Origin of the sequence: Mesorhizobium sp. M0145 (genome assembly GCF_040322355.1) — a bacterium.
Lineage (GTDB): Bacteria > Pseudomonadota > Alphaproteobacteria > Rhizobiales > Rhizobiaceae > Mesorhizobium.
Map to the genome: position 1 here is coordinate 12,503 of NZ_JAMYTK010000025.1, position 17,215 is coordinate 29,717.

The following is a 17,215-nucleotide window of genomic DNA, read 5'->3' on the forward strand; positions in this document are numbered from 1 at the left end:
CCCGGCAGACGGGATTGGAGCTTGGTTGTATTCGCCAATCCAGGCACACGTGTACACCGCAGCCGCCGAGCCGTCGACGTGGTGGTGGCCGACCGGTTTCGACTAGGCCACCGGAACTGACAATGGGGGACTGCGAATGCGATTACTTGCCCACGCCTTGGGCGACAGGATGTTGGTATGAACGAGGATACCGCTCGTCGGCCCACGGCAGGCTCTTCCGGGTTCGACAGCTTTTTCATGGCTGGTTTCGAGTGTTCCTCCCACAGGCGCGCCGACGGGGCCCGTCTTGATCTGATCCGCGCGACCTCACATGACATCCATGCACATGCCGACTATCGCCGTTGTGCCGAGCTTGGGCTTCGCACGATCCGCGACGGCTTGCGCTGGCACCTGATTGAAACAGCGCCCGGAGTCTTCGACTGGTCGAGTTGGACGTCGGCGATCGAAGCAGCCCAGGCGGCCGGGGTGCAGATTATCTGGGATATCTTCCACTATGGCTCGCCAGACCATATCGACCAAGGTGGCCCGGGGTTTATCAAGGCCTACGTCCGTTTCGCCGCGGAAGCTGTTCGGGTTCATCGCTCCGCTACCGGGGTGGCTCCCCTGGTGTGCCCGATCAACGAGATTTCGTTTTTTGCATGGGCTGTGGAGGTCGGCTATTTCCCCCGAGTCGGGCCGAACAAGCGTGGATGGTTCAAACGACACCTTGTCAGGGCAGCGGTCGCCGGCGTGAGGGCCATGCGGGAGGCCGAACCCGGCTGCAGGTTCATCTGGGCTGAACCGCTGATCCATATTGCTCCTCGTGACCGTACTCACCCCGAGCGGCGGCGCGCCGAAAATGCTCGCCAGGGCCAATTCGAGGCGTATGACATGCTGATCGGGCGCGTGGAACCGGAGTTGGGCGGCAGCGAGGACGTTGTGGACGTCATCGGCCTCAACTTCTATCCGCACAACCAATGGTACTTGAATGGCCCAACGATACCGATGGGGCACCACGAATACCGTGCACTTTCGGAATTGCTGGTCGAGGTCGCCGAACGATACAAGAAGCCGATGTTCATCGCCGAGACCGGCGCCGAAGGTTCAGGCCGGCCAGCCTGGCTTCACTACGTTTGCGACGAAGTGCGCGATGCGACGAGCCTCGGTGCACCTGTTCAGGGTATATGCCTGTACCCGGTCACGGCCTACCCAGGTTGGGACAATTCGCGCCACGCCGAAGTCGGCTTGTTCTCCACCATTCATGCGGACGGCTCGCGCACTGTTCGCAAGCCACTTGCGGACGAGTTGGAGCGCCAGCGCCAATCGTTCTTGGCGTTTGAGGAACAACAAGCAAGCGCGCTATAGCCTCGCTGATACGAACAGTGCGCGCTTTTCAGCTGCATCAACAGCACAGCATATCTAGAGCTGTTCGCCGAGAAGCCGAGAAACATCGTTGGTCTCTTTGGCCGTGGGTCGCCCGACGCCGGTCAGGCCGGCGCATCATTCACTCGGCCGCCTCGCGCTGCGTCGGCGTGACGAGCATCCCGTTTGCTGGCAGGCGTGTCTGAATGCGCCCGAACGTAGCCAATGCCTGGCCGACCACCTGATCCATATTGTAATAGCGATATGTTGCAAGACGTCCGACGAACCAGACCTCCGGGCACGCCGCGGCCAAAGCTTCGTATCGTTTGTACAAAGCCTCGTTTTCAGCCCGCGGCACCGGGTAATAAGGATCTCCGACGTCGGTGGGGTATTCGTAGGTGAGGCTGGTCTTCGGACTCTGCTGACCGGTCATATGCTTGTACTCGGTGATCCGTGTGTATTTTTCCGTCTGCGGATAGTTGACGACGGCGACCGGTTGAAACTGCTCGCAATCAAGCGTCGTGTGCTCAAAGCGCAGCGAACGGTAGGGCAAGCGACCAAGCTTCCAGTCGAAATACTCGTCGATCGGACCGGTATAGATCATCTGCTGGAAGGGGATCTTGTCGCGAATTTCGCGGTAGTCGGTCTGCAGCATGATCTTGATCTTGGGACTATCCAGCATGCGCTGAAACATGCGCGTATACCCGCCTGCCGGCATGTTCTGGAAGCTGTCGCCAAAATACCGATCGTCGCGATCGGTCCGGGTCGGGACTCGCGCAGTCACTGACTTGCTCAACTGGGAAGGGTCGACACCCCACTGCTTCCTCGTGTAGCCGCGGAAGAATTTCTCGTAGAGCTCTCTGCCTACTGTGCTCACCACGACGTCCTCGGCGGTGCGGACTTCTTTGACCGTTTCGCGTCGGAAAGCGAAGAAGTCCTGCAGCTGCTCGGACGTCAATTCAAGGCCGTAGAGGCGGTTTATGGTGTCGAGATTAATCGGTATCGGCAGCAGCTTTCCATCGACCAGCGACAGCACGCGATGTTCGTAAGGCCGCCATTGCGTGAATTGCGACAGATAGTCGACGATCGATTGGGCGTTGGTGTGAAAGATGTGAGGCCCGTAACGGTGAATTAGTATTCCCGCCTCGTCGTAGCAGTCATAGGCATTGCCGCCGACGTGATTTCGTCTGTCTATGATCAGGACGCTTTCCTGCCGTTGCGATGCGATACGCTCGGCCAGCACACTGCCGGCGAAACCGGCCCCTACGATCAACCAGTCGAACACGCTCACGCCCTCCTCAGGAATGGGACGACGCTCTTCATCGCATGGGCGCGCTCGATGTGGGCAGCCATCGCGCTCCAGGTCTTCTCCCAGGACATGTCGGCGAGGTAGGCGTCGGCCTTCTTCACCAGGAAATCGCGGGGGTGGGCCAGGATCGAGCGAAGCTTGGCCTCGATGTCCTCCGCCTCGACAATCTCGACAAGGCCTTCGACGCCGTAGGTACGCACAACGTCGACGATCGCCGTGGACAACACCGGCAGTCCTGCCGCAAGAAACTCGGGAGTCTTGGTCGGGCTGATGTAGCGGGTCGCTTCGTTGAGCGCGAACGGCATCCAGCCGGCACTCCAATGCCTGAGATAGTTCGGCAGGTCTGCATAGGACTTGCCGCCCAGCCAATGCAGGTTGCCTGCCGTGGGAAGGCTCGCCCGATCGATCTTGACGACAGGGCCGAGCATGACAAAATGCACGTCTGGCATTGCCGCAGCCGCATGCGCGATAAGTTCAAGGTCGAGCCGTTCGTCGATGACCCCGAAGTACCCCACCCTCGGGTGAGGTATGTCGGCCTGATCGAACGGGTCTTCACCTGGCGCCCTAGCCTGATGGAAATGGGTAACGTCGATGCTGCTCGGGAAGGGAAAGATCGCCCGATGCAAGCTGCGCTTGGCCTCGTAGAGGCTCTGCCCGCCCGTGAAGACGACATCGGCACGTTGCAACAGCGCCTTTTCCAACTGCGTCAACTCTGCGGGAGCGTCTTTGAACGCGGAGAGTTCATCCATGCAGTCGTAGACGCAGACGTCACAGGCGAGATGATCGCTGAAGCGTAGCGCCATGGGCGTGTAATACCAGGTCGTCAATCGGTCATGCGGCGTGGAGGCGAGGATCTGATCGACGAACCTGCGCTGGATTGCGTCCGCCCTGGTCGCGGAAGTACCAACTGGGATCAGCGGCGTCACTATTCTGATCTTGGGGGTAATATTGTGCACCCGCATCGAAGGGTGGCGCCTCTCATCGAAGATCGGCTCTTCGAAGTAAATTAGCTGTTGCTGTTTTGACGCCAGGGTCAGAATGTGTTGTGGTCTCTGATATACGAAGTTCCATCGGAGGTGTGAAAAGCAAATTAAAATAGACGGTTGTACAGGGTTTTTTGGTGTTTTGGCCCGGCCCGCCGCCATTTCCATGTAGATTATCCTTCGATATAGTTACAAAATGCCTCGACTAACAAAAGTCAATCGAGGCAGCTTTGACATGAAGTTCGCAGCCTTCTATATAACTTCCATCCCGATAAGTTGTTCCATAGCTCCAAACTGTCTCGGGCGAGACCAGCCGTCCGCTCCACTTGCGACGGCTCGACAGAGAAGGGGCGAGCCGACCGCCCCCATTCGATCCACATGATGAAGCCCCTCGCGTCAGGTCGGGCTCCCCAAATGTGGCCCTTTGCCACAGAGCGGTTCAAATCCTGCAATCGTTCAACAACCGTTCATCAGCGGAGCTATAAATACGCTTGGAATCGATTCATCTGAGTCGCGCCGGTGGTTCATTTGAATGGAGACCGAGACGAATCGAGGGATGGCTGGCGAATGAAGATCGACTTTGAAACCAACGTCTTTCCATTGTTTCACCCGCAGGTTGTGGATGATCTGAAGGACCCTTGTCCGGTGTTCGACGGCACGCTCTGGCACGTCTTCGGCTCCAGCGGCACCGTCACAACCGAGAGCTGGAAAATCCTCCACGCCACAGCGCCGGATCTTTATGGACCCTGGACAGAGCACGAGGCGATCGTTTTGCCGGTAACCGGATCGGGCATTGCGGCGCCCGGCGTCATTCATGAGTGCGGCGTCTTCCATATGTTCATCCAGACCGAATTCATGAAGTCCGGCGGACGTTGCGAGCACGCGGTCTCCAATGACGGCTTTCATTGGGTGGTGCTCAATCCGGCGATATTGTCGCTGCCCGACACCGATGAGGACGGCATCTACGATCCCCATCCGGCAATCGTCGACGGCAAGCGCTACATCGTCTATTCAGGCATGCCCAAATTCACCAGGGTGCCCCAGCCTGATGTCTATCTGGCGCGCAGCCAATCCGATTCCTGGTTCGGGCCATGGAAACGTCTCGGCAAGATACTCGATCATCTCGACGTGCCGCATCACAATGCGCGCGAGCACCCCGATTACGAATGGGGGATCGAAGGCGCGCAGCTCGTCGAGCTCCCGGACGGTCGTGTGCTTCTCAACGCCACCTGCTTCCTCCCCGAAGGTCCGCGCGGCAGCCGGCAGCGCGTCTTCTTCGCCATCGCCGATGACGTCAAGGGTCCCTACGTTTCCGTTGGCCCCGTTCTCGACCCTGGTGAGCCCGGCGAGAATGGCCATTCGACGGTGATGATCGACGGCCGGCAACTGACCTTGTTCTACCAGAGCAGGCGTGAGGCGACCAACCATCGCTGGCGGTTCGGGTTGGCTAAGTGTGACCTGGATCGGCATATACTTTCGAGAGTTGCCTAGATGGTAAGTTCCGGCATTTGCCGGAACGGAGGATGCTCTGGCTGTTGGTTGGTGGGACGGATCCCTTTGTACTGGTGATTGAGGGTAGCAGGGGATTCGCAGCCAGTGGGCAAAGCTTGCGACGAGGGATCTATACACGTCAGGCAAGCCGGTCGCCTCATGGACGGCGGTGCCAGCTGCAAGCCTAGCCTAGCAATGAACTGTAACTGAGCGCAGCAACGCGGCCAGTCGATTCACGCGGTTTTGATCCTGAGCACAATGTCCTGATCGTAATTTCCAAAGCCCTTGCCGAAAATATTGATCCCGCCGGGGCGCTTGGCATCGTCCTTGACGCCGATACGGACGCGGATTGAATGATGGCTCTTCAGATCGAGTGCGGCGAGGCCGGTTTCGGAAATCCTGACGCCGTCGACATAGGTGCCGTCCCTGGCAATTCGCCAGGTCTTCAGCTTGCCGTATTGCGAACCCTTGAGTTTCCACCAGGAGGGCGTGAAGACGCCGCGCTTGTCGCCGAAATCTCCCGGCGACGTCCATGTGCCGACATCGACGCCATTGATCGTCAGCGTGATGTCCGAGGGCCAATCGGCGCTGGTGCCCGGCACTTCCGAAGACAGCTCTATCGCAACTTCGAGTCCGGTGATCTCGGCATTGGCGAGCTTGGCATTGTTGGGGAACTGGTATTCGACAAAACCGCGCGTGAACCATAGCAGACCGGCTTTCATGCGGTCCGGATCAAGGAAAGTGTTCGGCACATCGAGCAGACCGATGATGCCGTCCGGCGAACAAAGGCCGCAGGGCGCGGTAACCTCGAAGCCGGTGTAAAGCCCGATCGGCATCGACACTTCGATCGCGTCGTTCTTGACCGCACGATACTCACCCTTGAACACGATGAGCACTTTTTCGGCGGTCGGATAGCAGATTTTCTGGTTGCCTTTCTTCGCTTTCAGGCTCTCGGTGTGGATCAGCCCCGCATCCTCCAGCACCTGGATATTGGTCGAGACGGTTGACTGCGGCAGCGACAGCTCGGCGGCGATTTCGTTGACATTCATCGGCCCCTTCTCATGCAGCAGTTTCAGCATCGAGATCCGCGCCGAGGAGGCAAGCCCCTTGAGCACGGCAATGCCTTCCTCAGGTTCGATCACCAGAAAATTGCGACTCATGAAATCGCCAGTCTATGCTCGTGACAGAGGTTATGGCTTCGCTCATTGCAACGGCGCTGACCGAAACGCCGAGCCGTTGATTTGGTTACATTAAGCCCTCGACCGTCAGTATGCATCGCAAGCCGTACCGCAAGGATGGTGCGACATGTCTAATTTGTTCTCCGACCGCCAGCTCCTTGTAGTGCGGGGGTGCTTGTCAGTCCGTGGCCTCGATTTGCAGACGACTAGATGCTGGCAGCCACAAAGAGAGGCAGAAGCCGAACACGGAATTGGGGCCGTTCCCCTGGCCAAATCCCAAGATACGGGACCTCGACGTCGATGTTAGCCGAACCGGCGCGGATGGATGCACAGGATGCGGTTCGCTGAAGTGCGTGCCGCCGTGAAGTAAATCATCGGATTCGCCACCCGATAGAGTCGGGACGGGGTTCTACCTATTGCTTTTGAGCATGATCTTTTCCGAAAATCGCGATTCCACTTCTTCGGGATCGCGCCAGTGCCGGCCTACTTCATGCTGGCCGCGGCAGCGACCCTGTCCACCATGGCGAGAACAGCTAGCGGTGCGGTGTGGTGGACCATGTGGCCGGCCTGCGGGATGATATCGACAAAGGAACCAGGAATCTCCGATTGTAGTCTAAGAGCCTCGGCTTTCGCATCGAACAACCGGTCGCCGGCCCCGGCAATAATGCCGGCAGGCATCAACAGATCATTGTAGCGGGTGAAGCGGCCGCCGGCCAGCGCGTCGGCCAGCATAATCCCGATTCGGCCGCGATCGACCGCAGCTGTGAGGCCAGCTGGCGATGTCCTTTGCCGACGAAGCAAACCCCGCAGAGACGATGCCGGGGCGAAATACTTGCCCATGGCGAGCGGCCAGGTGAGCAGCACAAGCAGCGGCAGCAAAATGTGGGGGAAAACACCACCGGCGACAGGCAAGGCCGGCAGCCCGCCAGTGCAAGGCCCAGGCGCGGCGGCAAGAACGGACCGATGAAGACTCCCGATCGAATCGTCGTCCGATCGAGCTCATCGACTCGCCCGCCTGCCATCGAACCCAAATCTCAGGCGCTGAGCGGCCGAGTAGTAGATGCGACTTCGCTGCTTCATGGCTCACACTCCATCTTTCAGAAAAGAGCGTGTGTTGCTGCGATTAGTTGAATCCGCCACCCAAACCGAACGCGGCTGCTAGGCAGGCCGAAGCTTGTGCAAGTACAGCTGTGCGTCACAAGCCAAGTGAACTAAGAAGCTGCACGAACCGCGGGTGATCGCGAATGGCGTCGAAATGACTTCGTGACGGATTCGTTCCAATACGTTCTGACTCACGCTTCCTCCGACGGCTCTTTCCAGGTACCGCACCGCTTCCTCCACTTCCCCGAGCACGGAATACATGCAAGCGGCGTTGTACTGCGTCACGAAGTCGTCCGGATCGATCGCCAGCGCTCTGGCCAGCCAGGAACGCGCCTTCTTCCGCTCACCGATATACGCGAGCGAGGGCGCCGCGTTGCAGCGGTGCCGCATTTTCAGGATGGCGGCCAGTTGCGCGTTCGGCGCGCTCGAAACAGATCCTTCGTTCGCGAGCGGATGAAGGCGATCGCGCAGGAGCGTCCCCCCGTGTAGAGTTGCCACCCTGGATCTCGCCTTGGCCGGCTGCATTCCTGGCTGTGTCCCCTAGGATACATTGTCGAGCAGGGTCGACTTATCCAAGCCATGTGTCGGCTCAGGCGGCCATTCACCATTCGGCGTCATCTCGTTGACTGTCTCGGGTAGATCCCGCGCAATCCTTCTGATTAGCTCCTCGCGCGAAAGACCCGTCTGCATCGAAATGGACGTGAGTGTACCTTCGTCCATTGCCGCTTGGACGTCCCTTGGCTCAATCGGTTGGTTTGGCCCGCTGCCAACCCACGAGTCGACCTTCGATCCTGCCCCCACCTCCCTGAACCGGTCGAGGATCTCACCAAGGTCAGCCCTCGACACGCCATTCGTTATCTGAGCCAGAATTCTGCGTTGCGGGTCGTTTGGGTTAAGATACCCCGCTCCCGGAATCAATTCACAGAGCTTGTCGCGATTTTGGTATGCCAGAACGCCAAGCATCGCGATCGCCAATCTTCCCAGATTTGCCATTTGATCTCCTCCACGGTTTTGGCCGATGAGCGAATCGAAGCCAAGTCTTGGCGGATGACGACCCGTGTGGGCTCGAACAACTTCTTGCCGGTCGGCTCGCCGGCGGAGAGGACGCGTCCTTCGGGTTACTCGTTTTCATCTGACGTCTTCTCCTGACGCAGAATTTCGGGGCGCTTGGCCCGCAGTCGCCCTACGCCGATCGAACGCCCTAACCCGGCGCCTTCCGGGTTTGTTCCGCTTGTCAGAGTTTGTCGGCGACGATGGAGAGCGCGACCCGACGGGGTAACTCTACCGGGTCGAGAGACAGAGTCTGCCCAATTTGACCATATTTCAGAACGACGGCGGCTCGGTTAGCCTCAGCTACCTTGGACTGCCGCCGGCTCGCGCACGAATTTCAATTTCGGCGGGACGGCGAACACCCTGAACCGCTCAGCCAGGCTGTCAAGAGCTTGACGCATGCCCACTCCCGCGGCAGCCGCACCGTGTCCACTGATGACCATGTGCGGGTTCAGGGCAGCCAAGTGCTTCACGGATCTTTCCGCCGCATCCCAGTCCGGCGTGAAGTAGCGCGGCGGACCGTGCATCTCAAGATCCTGAACGGCGACCTCATAGACTGACTCCTGACCGGTGGTGATGAAAGCGTCCCCTACGATCAGCGAGCGGTCCTCCTCGCGCCAGAGCGAGATATGCCCAGGAGCGTGCCCGGGTGTGTGTAGCCATCGCCATCCGGGCATTCCGGGGATCGATCCGTCGGCAGGTAGGAGTTCCAAACGGTTGCCAAGATCAATTGGCCCCCGTGGAAAAAGCGGCGAAAGCAGCGCCATCAGTCCACCCCCGACCCAGGGATCCGGTGGCGGATAGGACGCGGTTCCGTCCAAATAGGGGCGCTCGAGTGGATGCGCGAAGACAGGCACGTCCCACCTATTCGCGAGGTCTAGAACCGTTCCCACATGGTCGAAATGGCCGTGGGTCAGGATGATCGCGGCCGGCCGTGCGTTCGTGCCAAACCGCTTTTCCGCGACCGCAAGAATGCTGCCGCGGGACGTCGGCAACCCGGTATCGATCAGCATCCAGTTCCGATCTCCGCTGCCCGGTGCGCCGAAGAACACGACATTGACGATTGCTAGGCGCAAATAGCCCAAGTCCGGTGCGATGCTCCAAGCGCCGTCGCCACGATCCTCGCGCCTGGCGTGGTCGATCTCGGAAAGTCGAATCTGAACGGTCATGTGATCCCGTGCCTCTCTTGTTGCTGAGCAGCCGCTCGAGTCGATCGGCGGCGGTGGTATATCGCCCCGAACTTGGCACGGCCCTCCTTGTTCCTCCTTCGCCACCCAGCTCCGGACAGTCCACCACAGGAACAAAGGCTCGACCAAATCGGTTCGGCATTACCCGGTCACGCCAGGACGAGCTGGACTGAGCAACGAAGATGGCGCGCGCCCCATTGGATGCGGTATTTCGCCAACGCGGTTCCCGGTCCTAACGAGGCGGCCGAGTTCGAAGCCGACTGCTGAAAGAAGACTTCGAATGAGCGAAGTGGGGCGTATGGACGAGCACCAGGTGGAGGCTCCGGTTCCGCAAGCTTCGCCTATGACTGGTCAAGTTGGGCGCCAATGGTCGAGGCGGCCCGATCGGCAGGTGTCCAGGTTATCTGGGACATCTTCCATTACGGATCTCCAGACCATGTCGATCAGGGATCGCTGCATTTCATCGATGCCTATGCCTCGTTCGCGGCAGAAGCCGTGAGCGTACAGCGTTCGATCGCCGGAACACCGCCTCTGTTGTGTCCCATCAACTAGATCTCCTTTTTCGCATGGGCTGTTGAGGTCGGCTATTTCCCGCGTGGGGCCGAACAAACGTGGATGGTTCAAGCGGCATCTCGTGAAGGCTGCCATCGCGGGTGTTCGTGCAATGCGGGAGATCGACCCCGCCTGCAGATTTGTCTGGGCCGAGCCCCTTATCCAAATCGCTCCTCGTGACCGGACCCGCAGCGAACGGGGTCGGGCCGAAAACGCCCGTCAGGGGCAGTTCGAAGCTTACGACATGTTGCTGGGCCGCGTCGAACCTGAGTTGGGCGGGAGCGAAGATGTTGTCGATTGTCGTGGGCCTGAATTTCTAGCCGCACAATCAATGGTAAATAAACGGGCCGACGATATCGATGGGACACCATGAGTACCGCGCTTTGTCGGAAATGTTGCTCGAGGTTGCTCATCGGTACGGTAAGCCGATGTTCATTGCCGAGACCGGCTCAGAGGGATCCGGCGGGCCGGCTTGGCTCCACTATGTATGCCGCGACGAGGTGCGTGCCGCTATGGGTGTCGGAGCATCGATTCGAGGGTATTTGCCTGTACCCGATAACGGCCTACCCGGGCTGGGACAATTCGCGTCATGCAGAGGTGGGGTTATTTTCGGCCATCCACCCGAATGGCACACGCCGCCTCCGTCAGCCCGTCGCGGACGAACTGGTGCATCAGCAAGATCTGTTCACGGCAAACCGGACGCGCTGATTGTGTTGCGACACACCGCAAGGGCGAGCACCGAAGACCAGGGCAAATTACGGTGTATTCCTCAGCCAAAATCGGCGCCACGCGATGCCAAGTGGCATGGGTGCGAGGATGACCGTGCAGCATCAGGAAGCGGTAGCCCCTTCCACCAACCCGCACTCTGAACGTCGCTTCCGGAAGTTTGATCTGCTCCAGCGAGAAACCTTCAAACATGCAACTCCCTCCATTCGCAACATTTGCCAAACGTGTAAACGGAGAGGCAGTTCAATGTCGGCTTCCGCGGGATCTGAACTTGCCTTGTATTCCGCGAAGAGGTCGTGAGCCGAACGGCGGCTTTAACTGGTCCCTCGGCAATAACCGGACGGACAGCAAACGGCCCCCAAAAAGCCGCCAGGCGGCGACGCGCCTGATATCGCACTTCGAGATCAACTCTGCCGTTTCCTGTTAGCCGAAGTTGCAAACGGCCCCGCTCACAATCGTGGTTGCGCCTTTGGGCATCGTGGTTCAGACCGCTGGCGGATTAGAACTTTGTTGGCTTTGCGATCGGCTCATCGCTGCCGACAATCGGTGACCTATATAAAGGGGCATGTCCACGCGCCGAAAAACCAATGCAACAGCGAAGCTGATTGGAGAGTGGCCTTTAACCCCGGCTGCAACGTTTGGATCGTCCGTCAGAGCGAGGGGTATTTTTCTCGAAATACGCGCCCGCCTTCCAACGGAGTTCAGGAAATTGCTCCATATCGAGTCCCGCGTGCTTACCCTGCGCCTGTCTGAGGGCGCCGAGAATGATGTGCAGGTGGTATTCGGGATCGTATCCAAAGCACTGCAGAATATCGAAGACCTGCCCGTAATCCCCCGTGAAATCGAGGACATTCTGACGATCTCGACGGCCGAACGGCACCGCTGGCTGAAAGATGGTCGCTTGCAGAGCGCCGGGACGAAAACGGTGAAACTCCGCGGGCGGGCAAGGAACATCACCTTTCACGTGTTCGACCCGCAGCACGTGGAGGATGTGCTTGACTGCGACCTGGTTACGGTCTGGCGCGAACAGGACGCAGCGACAGCTGCAGAGAATAGGCGGCGAGCCGCAGGGAAGGCCGCTATGAAACGCGCTCAAAGAAGCGGTCGCGGAACTGCAGCTTCAGCTGGCTACGGCCCCGATGAGAACTCGCACTCCAGTTTGCGCGGCTGGGAAGATTTTGAGAAGGACGGACTCCTGCGCTGATAGGCCGGGCGCACAAGCAGGTTAGGACGTTTGCCTGCGCCGTGCGAGATGCGCAAGGAGGGCCGCCAAACGCATCGCGTTCAGGACCCGCTTCGCAGGGACACCGCCCTTGCGCGCCATCTCGACACCCCAATGCATGTGGTCGAGCTCGCGGATCGAATGAGCGTCCGGATTGATGCTGAAGATGCAGCCCTGATCGAGTGCCTTTTGATGCCAGCGCCAGTCGAGGTCGAGTCGCCACGGATGTGCGTTGATTTCGACAGCGACGCCGTGTTTCGCACACGCTTTGAGGACTTTGTCGACGTCGAGATCATAACCGGGCCGGCGCAACAGCTGGCGACCGGTCATGTGCCCGATGATTGTCGTCCGAGGATTTCCGATCGCCTCAATGATACGCTCCGTCTGTTCCTTCTTGGGCAACTTGAAGCGGCTGTGCACGCTCGCGACGACGAAATCGAACTGCTCCAGGATATGATTCGGGTAATCGAGCGAGCCATCCGCCAGGATGTCCGCCTCGATCCCCTTCAATATGCGAAATTTTCCATTGTATGCCTTGTTCAGCCGGTCAGCTTCGCGGTGCTGTTCAGCAATCTCCTGCAACGAAAGCCCGCCTGCGTAGTGAGCGGACTGCGAATGATCGGCGACACCATAGTATTCGAAACCGCGCCTACGCGTGGCTTCAGCCATTGCCTCAAGCGTTTCGGTGCCATCGGATGCGGTCGTGTGAGAATGCAGGATGCCATGCAGATCTTCATCCCGAATGAGGGCGGGTAGCTTCTGCTTTGCCGCTCGCTCAATCTCGTCCCCCTTCGCGCAATTCAGGCTCGATAAACTGCAAGTCTAGAGCTTGGTAGATTTCTTCTTCTGTCGCTGACGCGATCAGCTTTCTCCCGCGATGAAGCCCGTCGGCGTTTAGGGTGAATCCCTTGTCGGCCGCGAACGTCTTCAGTTGCTCAAGGTGGTCTGCCGAACCGGTTGCCTCGAGCAGGCTCGCGCCAAAGTGCTTCCTGTCCGTGACAACAAGCCTGAGAGTCGTATCCTCGATTCCAGTCGATTTTCTGGCCTGCGCTACTAGGGCGAAGTCGGAAACGAGCTCGCAACCGCGTCGGAAGTCACCTGCAATTTCCACGCGCGAAAACTCTGGATGCTCTTCCTTTACCGATATGACCGCATGGTGGAGAAGAGCGGCGGCCTTGTGCAGGTGAAGTTGCGTTTCGCCGCTTCGCACGATGGCCAGGTTCTGCAGCAGCTTTGTCTGAAGCGCGGCGCCGAGGCCTTTGACTGGGCGGATGCGGTCTTCTCTCGCTGCGGCCTCGAGCTCCGCCAACGAGTTCACGCCGAGCGCCTGATGAAGCTTCAGTATCTTATCGGGACGAAGCCCGGGTATGGCAAACAGCTCCATCACGCCCGCTGGAACATCCTCGCGCAGCTTCTCAAGGCTTGGGTGCGTGCCGGTTTGGTAAAGCTTGGTCACGATGTCTGCGATCGCGTCACCGATCCCCGGGATCTTGGTGAGGGCGCCGGCGGCGATGATCCGATCAAGCGGCTGCGACAGCGCCGTCAGACTGTCTGCCGCGCGCAAGTATGCCTTTATGCGATAGGGATTGTCGCCGCGCATGGACGCCCGTTGTGCGTATTCCTTCAAAAGACTGGCGACGGTCCTCGGATTGATTTTTGCCATGGCTTCAGCCCAACGAGGCCGATCTCCGCAGGTTCCAATCAGGCAAGATCACGAGCGCCGCGTTGCCCTTTAAATCCCGGCTTTACTGCCTCTTCCCGCGTCGGACGCTACAGATTGGGCAAGGATTGGTCAGCGCGACCCCATCCCGCCAGAGCTTTGGAGGCTGCGCGTTTCTTTAATTCAAGAGCATCGCCCACGTGGAAATGAGAGGGCGCGTCTATTGTCTTCATCTCCGCCCACGTGATCGGTGCCGCGACAGGAGCGCCCGGACGTGATCTCGCGCTGTAAGGCATGATCGCGGTCGCCCCGCGCTGATTGCGTAGATAGTCCACAAAGATGCGACCCTTGCGGCGCGCCTTTGACAACACGGCCGTGAAATGGGCCGGATCGCTCCGGGCGACCGCCTGCGCCAGGCGAGACGCGAAGTCCTTAACCTGTGGCCACTCGGCGCCAGGGGTGAGCGGCGCGATGACGTGCACTCCTTTGCCTCCCGTCAGCATCGGGAAAGTCGTAAGTCCCAGCGATTTAAGGATAGCGCGGAACTGAAAGGCAGCGGCGCGGACGGCCTCAAAATCGAGGCCTTCATCGGGGTCGAGGTCGAACACGAGGCGGTCGGCCTTTTCGACATCCTCGATCCGAGCCCCCCATCCGTGCAGCTCGATCGTTCCCATCTGGACGCAAGTCATCAGTCCGTCGGCATCGTCGATATAGAGATATGGTTCCTCGTGCCCGTCTTTCTCTGTGATGCCGACGTGGTGGACTTTGTCGCCAAAGCTGCCGGCGTCGTGTTTTTGGAAGAAGCACTTCTTCGCGCGGCCCTGTGGGCATCGAACCAGACTGATCGGCCGGCTGCCAACCCAAGGAAGCATGATCGCCGCGACCGCTGCGTAATGGTCGGCGAGCTGTCCCTTGGTGATGTTGGACTCCGGATAGATGACGCGGTCACGGTTACTTATCGCGATGGTGGTTGTCGCAGCGGCGAGATCGGCTGCATGACGTTCCGTCTCGAGCACGACCGCCTCCGGCTTCTTGTCTTCGCGGAGACCAAGATAGCTCGGATGTCGTAATGTCCCTTCATTTGTCATTTCGGTGAAGGCAATCTCAGCGACCAGTTTCGGACGGAGCCAGTGTGCGCCGCGCACTTCGGCGCGTGGTGCGTCGACGGTCGCGGCCTTCTGCTCGAGCGGCGCCATGATCTTCAAGAGACGAAGAAGTTCAGCGGTATCGAAGCCGGTGCCGACTTTCCCGGCGTAACGCAGCTTGCCGCCGTCATGAACGCCAAGCATCAAGGACCGAAACGCGCGGACCTTGTCGGACGGCGTCCAGCCGACAATCACAAATTCTTGCCGCCTGAGGCATTTGATCTTCAGCCAGCTTGCGCCGCGGGCCGCCACATAACTCGAATCCGCGAGCTTTGAGATGACGCCCTCAAGGCCGGCTGCGCAGAAGCGATCGAGCAGCTCTTCTCCGCGGCCGAGGATATGGTCGGAGTAACGAAGGACCGGATTTTTCGCAGGCAAGATCGCCTCCAGCTTCGCCTTGCGCTCAACAAGAGGAAGCCTTGTCAGATCTTCGCCGTCGAGCTGCAGCAGATCGAACGCATAAAAGTCGATAGTCGCCGGGGCACCCTTCAATGCATTTTGAAGCGCTTGGAAGTTAGATCTTCCTTCCGCATCGACAACCACGGCCTCGCCGTCAATCAGGGCGGAGCGCACCTTGAGGTTGCGAGCCTCGGAGAGGACCGAGGGAAAACGGCTAGACCAGTCCAGACCAGATCGTGTGTAGGCTCGCGCCTCGCCTCCGCCGACGGCAACGAGAATACGATAGCCGTCGTATTTCATTTCATGGATCCAACGATCGCCGGCAGGGACCGTGTCCACGAGCGTTGCGAGTTGGACCGGCCGGAAAGCGGGCGGCGCTAAAGTGACCTCGTCACGAGCGGGCGACTTCGCTTGACTAGCGCCCGACGCATTGATTGCCTTACGCGACGTTGGCTTGACCACTCTGACCTAAACCATACTCAGAGACGAAACAGCGTTATCCGCCGTCCAACGCGCGACTACTTCTTTAGTTTCGCTGCCGGCCGTATTGAGCTTTTCGCGATCATTGCCGACCCGCTTGGTTAGCGCCTCGGCCTGAGGCCGTGCAATAATCAAGAGCAGGAACGGGCCCTCAAATGCCGCCACAGCGTATCCGGTTTCTGCCATCGGCTTTAGAAGCCTGACATTCCGGTTCCGGTCCCCTGTGCGTACGGTTTTGATCTTCTCGTCGAACCCCATGTTTCGATTGATGATTACTCGACGTGCCCCATTGACGCCAACTACCTCGCCCAGAGCAGCTCCGATGCCAGTTTCAGAAGTGCAAAATGGCCATAAATGCGCCGACCAGAGTGAATGCTCTCGTATCCGGGTCTATTTCGAGCAGCGCGGACTTGGTCAGCATTAGACAGCCTAACGGGTCCTTCCCAACATAGCCATGGGCACCGGCCTGCTACTCACGCAGCACCCTCTCCTCCTTGGCAGCAGCCTCGAAAGCCTGACGGACCTCTTCCGGAGTCACACGGTCCTGAAGGGCGTCGGCGCACAGTTGCACAGCCTTCCTCCACTTAGGTCCCATCTTGGTCCACTTCATGAGTTCCTCGGCGGCACCCTCGACGTTGTTGCACCCGTAGGTGACCCCAGGTCGGTCGGTCTTGACGTACACCGGAGGGGAGAACCAATGGGTTGCCACGACAACTCCTACTCAGGGGAGAGATACACGTTGGCCTCCTTAGCGGCAGCCTCAAAGGCCTTTCGTATTATGTGGGGGTCAATCGAATCGCCCTCCAAGGCTGACAGGCAGAGGGTCACCGCCTTATGCCAGCGAGGCCCTCGCCGGGTCCACATCTTGAGCTGCTCAAGGGCTTCCTTCGCATTGTTGCAGCCATGCCTGACACCGGTTTCAGTCTTCACGAACACCGGAGGGACGAACCAGATGGGCGCCATGATACCTCCTACTCAGGGGAGAGATACACGTTGGCCTCCTTGGCAGCCGCCTCAAAGGCTTCACGGACCTCTTGGGGGGAGGCGCTGCCCTGGAACGCGTCGACGCAGGATTGGACCGCCTTCGTCCACCTCGGGCCCTTTGTGTCCCATGCCAGGAGTTCCTCGGCGGCTCCCTCGACGTGGCTGACCCCATTGCGAATGCCCGGACGTTTCGTCTTCACGTAGACCGGGGGAGCGAACCAGAGGGGACCCATAAGAGGGAACTTAGAGCGGCAAGAGCCCGCCGACCAACCCCGCTTTAGCTGCAGCTAAGGGAACGATGTAGGCCCTCGCGGGTTTAGAGGCGGCAGCGGGATTACTTCGTGGATGTGCAGCCGCTGTGGGGGGGTCCGTCGCCTCTCATCTCCATGCTTGGCGGCGGGCTCCTT

General features: G+C 59.3%; 18 protein-coding genes. 3 read left to right on the plus strand and 15 right to left on the minus strand.

Features of this window, described 5'->3' with window-relative positions; translation table 11 throughout:
* Window positions 1-177: 177 nt before the first annotated feature.
* Window positions 178-1,344, plus strand: a complete 1,167-nt coding sequence (locus NKJ28_RS26770) for a glycoside hydrolase family 1 protein (RefSeq protein WP_023677857.1) — start codon at window positions 178-180, stop codon at window positions 1,342-1,344.
* 139 nt (window positions 1,345-1,483) lie between these two features.
* On the opposite strand, the gene glf is transcribed toward NKJ28_RS26770, so the two are convergent.
* Both glf and NKJ28_RS26780 read right to left on the minus strand, forming a co-directional pair.
* Window positions 1,484-2,626, minus strand: coding sequence for a UDP-galactopyranose mutase (glf, locus tag NKJ28_RS26775; RefSeq protein ID WP_352637637.1), 1,143 nt, complete (start codon window positions 2,624-2,626; stop codon window positions 1,484-1,486).
* A 2-nt stretch (window positions 2,627-2,628) separates the two neighbouring features.
* Window positions 2,629-3,801: a glycosyltransferase family protein gene (locus tag NKJ28_RS26780; RefSeq protein ID WP_352467856.1), complete on the minus strand. Its 1,173-nt coding sequence runs from the start codon at window positions 3,799-3,801 to the stop codon at window positions 2,629-2,631.
* A 399-nt stretch (window positions 3,802-4,200) separates the two neighbouring features.
* Between NKJ28_RS26780 and NKJ28_RS26785 the strand changes: the two genes are divergently transcribed.
* Window positions 4,201-5,124, plus strand: coding sequence for a glycoside hydrolase family protein (locus NKJ28_RS26785; RefSeq protein WP_352637606.1), 924 nt, complete (start codon window positions 4,201-4,203; stop codon window positions 5,122-5,124).
* 233 nt (window positions 5,125-5,357) lie between these two features.
* Here NKJ28_RS26785 and NKJ28_RS26790 read toward each other — a convergent pair whose 3' ends face one another.
* The 6 genes from NKJ28_RS26790 to NKJ28_RS26815 form a co-directional block, all read right to left on the minus strand.
* Entirely contained in the window at window positions 5,358-6,284 is a 927-nt protein-coding gene (locus NKJ28_RS26790; protein WP_352637607.1) for an ArsR/SmtB family transcription factor, read from the minus strand.
* A 501-nt stretch (window positions 6,285-6,785) separates the two neighbouring features.
* Window positions 6,786-7,034 (minus strand): alpha/beta fold hydrolase, encoded by a 249-nt coding sequence (locus tag NKJ28_RS26795; RefSeq protein WP_352637609.1) that lies wholly within the window; start codon window positions 7,032-7,034, stop codon window positions 6,786-6,788.
* Window positions 7,035-7,460: 426 nt separating this feature from the next.
* Entirely contained in the window at window positions 7,461-7,928 is a 468-nt protein-coding gene (locus NKJ28_RS26800) for a TPR end-of-group domain-containing protein (RefSeq protein WP_352637610.1), read from the minus strand.
* Between the two features lie 15 nt (window positions 7,929-7,943).
* Window positions 7,944-8,396, minus strand: coding sequence for a YidB family protein (locus NKJ28_RS26805; RefSeq protein ID WP_352503351.1), 453 nt, complete (start codon window positions 8,394-8,396; stop codon window positions 7,944-7,946).
* Window positions 8,397-8,752: 356 nt separating this feature from the next.
* Window positions 8,753-9,622, minus strand: coding sequence for an MBL fold metallo-hydrolase (locus tag NKJ28_RS26810; protein WP_352492316.1), 870 nt, complete (start codon window positions 9,620-9,622; stop codon window positions 8,753-8,755).
* A 1,173-nt stretch (window positions 9,623-10,795) separates the two neighbouring features.
* Window positions 10,796-11,110, minus strand: a complete 315-nt coding sequence (locus tag NKJ28_RS26815; protein ID WP_352637611.1) for an alpha/beta fold hydrolase — start codon at window positions 11,108-11,110, stop codon at window positions 10,796-10,798.
* Window positions 11,111-11,483: 373 nt separating this feature from the next.
* Between NKJ28_RS26815 and NKJ28_RS26820 the strand changes: the two genes are divergently transcribed.
* Window positions 11,484-12,122, plus strand: coding sequence for a hypothetical protein (locus NKJ28_RS26820; protein ID WP_352637612.1), 639 nt, complete (start codon window positions 11,484-11,486; stop codon window positions 12,120-12,122).
* A gap of 21 nt (window positions 12,123-12,143) precedes the next feature.
* On the opposite strand, the gene NKJ28_RS26825 is transcribed toward NKJ28_RS26820, so the two are convergent.
* From NKJ28_RS26825 to NKJ28_RS26855, 7 genes are all read right to left on the minus strand, one after another.
* Window positions 12,144-12,809 carry a PHP domain-containing protein gene (locus NKJ28_RS26825; RefSeq protein WP_352637613.1) on the minus strand — a complete coding sequence of 222 codons (666 nt, stop codon included), beginning with the start codon at window positions 12,807-12,809 and terminating at the stop codon, window positions 12,144-12,146.
* Window positions 12,810-12,915: 106 nt separating this feature from the next.
* Entirely contained in the window at window positions 12,916-13,803 is an 888-nt protein-coding gene (locus tag NKJ28_RS26830; RefSeq protein WP_352637614.1) for a helix-hairpin-helix domain-containing protein, read from the minus strand.
* A 107-nt stretch (window positions 13,804-13,910) separates the two neighbouring features.
* Window positions 13,911-15,806 carry a DNA ligase D gene (gene ligD / locus NKJ28_RS26835; protein ID WP_352637615.1) on the minus strand — a complete coding sequence of 632 codons (1,896 nt, stop codon included), beginning with the start codon at window positions 15,804-15,806 and terminating at the stop codon, window positions 13,911-13,913.
* Between the two features lie 6 nt (window positions 15,807-15,812).
* A complete protein-coding gene (locus NKJ28_RS26840; protein ID WP_352637616.1) occupies window positions 15,813-16,082 on the minus strand; it encodes a hypothetical protein in 270 nt (89 codons plus the stop codon).
* 211 nt (window positions 16,083-16,293) lie between these two features.
* Entirely contained in the window at window positions 16,294-16,533 is a 240-nt protein-coding gene (locus NKJ28_RS26845) for a DUF982 domain-containing protein (protein WP_352473716.1), read from the minus strand.
* Between the two features lie 8 nt (window positions 16,534-16,541).
* Window positions 16,542-16,787: a DUF982 domain-containing protein gene (locus NKJ28_RS26850; protein ID WP_352473718.1), complete on the minus strand. Its 246-nt coding sequence runs from the start codon at window positions 16,785-16,787 to the stop codon at window positions 16,542-16,544.
* Between the two features lie 8 nt (window positions 16,788-16,795).
* Window positions 16,796-17,041, minus strand: coding sequence for a DUF982 domain-containing protein (locus NKJ28_RS26855; protein WP_352637617.1), 246 nt, complete (start codon window positions 17,039-17,041; stop codon window positions 16,796-16,798).
* Window positions 17,042-17,215 lie beyond the last annotated feature (174 nt).